This is a genomic window from Bacteroides sp. AF32-8BH, from assembly GCF_003435205.1.
GTDB lineage: Bacteria > Bacteroidota > Bacteroidia > Bacteroidales > Bacteroidaceae > Bacteroides > Bacteroides ovatus.
The window spans coordinates 1-3489 of the sequence record NZ_QVLZ01000095.1 but is presented as its reverse complement, the minus strand read 5'-3'; the positions used below and the strand labels follow the sequence as shown (position 1 = coordinate 3489).

Sequence of the window (3489 nt, the reverse complement as noted above, 5' to 3'; positions counted from 1 at the left end):
GCACTATTATCCCCACTCCAAGATTATCCCAAGCCAATAACAACAAGCGTTGAGTATTAAGCATATACCGTCATTACTTGCTGCAATGGCTTGGGATAATATTACTTCCGTGTAAACTGCTTTAACCAGTTTTTTATGTGAGGCTTAGTTTCCCACTCTCCCTTCTCGGGGCGTTCAGGGGTGATGTTTGCATAAGCCTTCTCAAGTGCATCCCTCTTTTGCTTAGAGTCTGCACGAGCATATATTTCAGTAGTTTTGATGGACGCATGACCTAATATGTCCCGTATGTAGACAAGATTTACACCGGCCTGCAACAGGTGCATAGCTTTCGAGTGCCTGAAAGAGTGTGGGGATATTTTATCTGGGAGAAGTCCGGGGTGCTTAACCCTTACATCGTTTGCATACAATGTAATGATATGCGCTATTCCAGAGTTTGAGAGTTTCGCTCCACGGTTATTGTAGAAGAGATGCCTTTTCTCTCTTCCCGGTAAATCGAGTTTATGTTCGGCCAGATACAGTTTCATTATGGATACCAGCCGCTTTTGTAATGGCACAACCCTCTTCTTACGGCCTTTTCCGAACAAAGTTACATGTGCGGGCAGTTCCAGCGACAAGTCGTTTGGAGTAAGGTTGATGAGTTCCTGCACCCTGGCACCACTTTCGTAAAGTAATGATAATATGGCAAGATGCCGTCTTCCCTGCATTGAGTCAGTCGGTATCTCTGCAAGGAGAGTTTTCATCGCTTCGATGCTCAATGAGGATATGGTGCCTGAGACTTTATGCTTGGCTTTTATTGTCATTATTTGTTGCCAGCAACCGATTCTTTTAATATCCTCGTATTGTAGATATTTGCAAAACGCATGTATCGCAGCAAGGCGTGCATTGCGTGTATTGTCGGTGCATTTCCTTTCAGTCTGTAGCCAGTCTAAGAACCCTGTCGTGCAATCACGTGTAAGGTGTTTCAGCTCGATTCGTTCTGCTGGTATTTTCTTCACCTCCAACATATAGTCCAGCATCAGGTCAAACGTGTAGGCATAACTCCTAAGAGTGTGGTGGCTAACGCCCCGCTCTGTCATCAGATAGTCCGACAAGAAAATTGTGAGGTGCCGGGCAAAGTCAGTTTCCTTTTCCATAATACATATTGTTTTTGTCAACATCCGGGAAGATGCCTCCAGTTGTAGAAGATATTATATCAATCACTTCGGGATAGAACTCACGCGTAAGCCTCAGATACCACTCCGTTTCCCTGACACTCGCATGGCCGAGGAGAACTGACAGGACTGGTAATCCGGCATACAGATCCACGCCTTCGGTTGCCATCTTTTGTAAGGTATGGACTGCGAACGTATGACGGAGGTCGTGAACCCGGGGGCCTTGGTTTTTGCCTTTGTGGGCTATCCCGCATTGCCGAAGTATCTTTTTGAAGAAAGTGTATGGTGTGGTTGCCGTGAACGGCTTGCCTATTCCTGACACAAACAGGTGGCGTTCCGGCTTGCAGATTCCTTCCACCGGCATCATGTCACGATATTTCAAGTATTGTGACAACACCACTTTCAATTCCGGATTCATGGGGATTATCCTCTCCTTGCCGTTCTTAGTCTTTGTCAAGAAAATTAAATCTGACTGAAAGTTGACGTCTCCATTCTTAATGTTGAGAGCCTCTGAGATTCGCATTCCAGTCGAATACAATAGCCGGAATAGGCATGGCATGCAGATAAGGCAACTTTTGGGACGGAAGCCTTTCTGTTCCGATTTGTCAATGGCTTCCATGATTCGGGACATTTCTTCATGTGTGAACACATAGGGAGTGTACATGCTTGATGGACGTTTTGGAATCCTTGGCACAAAGCACTCTATGCCGAGTCGGCACATGTATTTGAGGAACTGGATGAGTTGGGTATGTTTGGTATAGGATGTCCTGTCGCAGATATTCCTTAGAGAGTTTTCCCACGCCGACACCATTTCTCTTGTAACATACAGCTCATTGAACCCGTTTTCCAGCATGGCTTCATCCCATTGCTGCAATGTGTGGCGGTAAACATCCGAATTGACGACAAGATTGCCTTTCATTTTCAAGAACTCCAGTATGTACGGGGCAAAAGCGCTACGGAATACATATCCTTTACTCATAGAATATACCTCCTTTCTGCGTATAAAATCTTTCTGGAACCAACGAGGGCGAAAGCAATATGGATCTCAATTTCGCCAAGTCCACCCTCAAATAATTGGAGGTCGTTGTCGTGGACATATGCCCCAACGTACTGCTGATTATGGGCAATGGAGTTTCTTTGGACAGGAGCTGAGATGCAAGGGAATGTCTGAAGGCATGGATACCGTGCCGACGATGCTGTATATTTACACCAGACTGTTGGATAGCCTTCTGCAATCCAAGCCATACGGTATCACGCGACACTCCTTTGTATGGCGGACGCGTTGAGATAAATACATGTTCATCATCCGAGGACGGTCTTTCTGCCTGAAGATAATCTATGATTGCATTCCCAACATCTGTCAGCAACGGAAGCACAACCTCGTGCTTTGTCTTGTATTGAACGATGGAGATGGTGCATTTGTCCCAGTCTAGATTTGCAAAGCGAAGCCGGATTATATCCGACACTCTCAGACCAAGCCTTGATGCCAGCAGAAACATCGCATACAGACGTCTGCCTCCGAAATTGCTCCTGTCAATGGAGTTTTCTATGAGGGCAATTTCGTCCTGATTGTAAACTGAGGGTACCTTCTCCCGTTGTGGAGTCTTTACAGAATCAAGTAATGCCCCAAGGCTATACTTGACATACCCTTCCGTCAAAAGATATTTGCAGAACATCTTCATTACATACAGTCGCTGTCCCCTGCTGTTTGTACTTGTGGAGATGAAATTGACGATGTGTGACTCTGTGATCTCAGCCACTTGCTTGACTCCTTTAATTTGAACCACTGCGATAAACTGGGATATTACGCGTTGGTAAACCTCTATCGTTTTCGGGGAAGCACGTTCCGAACGCTTTAGTTCAATAAGCCGTTTTGCCACTGCTCCTATTTCTCCAGGAAGTTCATGCCTTTGGCTTGGAGGACGATTTACCATTATATGCCCATACCTTAACACCGAGTTCAACATGCCGATGCAACGATAGTGCTTTTCCCATTGGGTGTTTCTAGTAAGACTTTCAAGAAAAGAGTCTCCAATGTCGGGATTATAGATCTCTTCTCCTCGCTCTGACATGTAGGTGAATATACCCCGTTCAAGATTCGACATGTGCGTGGCAATTGTGCTCTCACTATAGCCATCGCCTATCATCTTCTCGTGACAGGTAGCGATTAGTGATTTGATGTTTGTTTGTTCCATATTGAAAAATTTGTTGGTACTCTTCCAATATGGCATAATATTCTTATCCTTCAAACATTATCACCAGTAAATCTGAGATACAGCTAAATACATAGTATGCGAAAGCATTTCTCTTGATAATATTTTACTTTGGATAATAGTGT

Annotated in this window: 3 protein-coding genes; all 3 read right to left on the bottom strand. The window is 44.8% G+C overall.

The window, feature by feature from the left end; all coding sequences use genetic code 11:
• Positions 1-101: 101 nt before the first annotated feature.
• Genes DWZ47_RS30020 through DWZ47_RS30010 form a run of 3 tightly spaced genes read right to left on the bottom strand, consistent with a single transcriptional unit; the run spans position 102 to position 3346 of the window.
• Positions 102-1133, bottom strand: a complete 1032-nt coding sequence (locus DWZ47_RS30020; protein WP_117515663.1) for a tyrosine-type recombinase/integrase — start codon at positions 1131-1133, stop codon at positions 102-104.
• Positions 1117-2130 carry a tyrosine-type recombinase/integrase gene (locus tag DWZ47_RS30015; protein WP_117515661.1) on the bottom strand — a complete coding sequence of 338 codons (1014 nt, stop codon included), beginning with the start codon at positions 2128-2130 and terminating at the stop codon, positions 1117-1119. The genes DWZ47_RS30020 and DWZ47_RS30015 overlap by 17 nt, the downstream gene beginning before the upstream one ends.
• Positions 2123-3346 (bottom strand): site-specific integrase, encoded by a 1224-nt coding sequence (locus tag DWZ47_RS30010; RefSeq protein WP_158570406.1) that lies wholly within the window; start codon positions 3344-3346, stop codon positions 2123-2125. Before DWZ47_RS30010 ends, DWZ47_RS30015 begins: the two co-directional genes overlap by 8 nt.
• Positions 3347-3489: the final 143 nt, after the last annotated feature.

Coding starts and splice junctions, on each gene's coding strand:
- DWZ47_RS30015 (WP_117515661.1), bottom strand. CDS start 2,130: ATGAGTAAAGGATATGTATTCCGTAGCGCTTTTGCCCCGTACATACTG.
- DWZ47_RS30010 (WP_158570406.1), bottom strand. CDS start 3,346: ATGGAACAAACAAACATCAAATCACTAATCGCTACCTGTCACGAGAAG.
- DWZ47_RS30020 (WP_117515663.1), bottom strand. CDS start 1,133: ATGGAAAAGGAAACTGACTTTGCCCGGCACCTCACAATTTTCTTGTCG.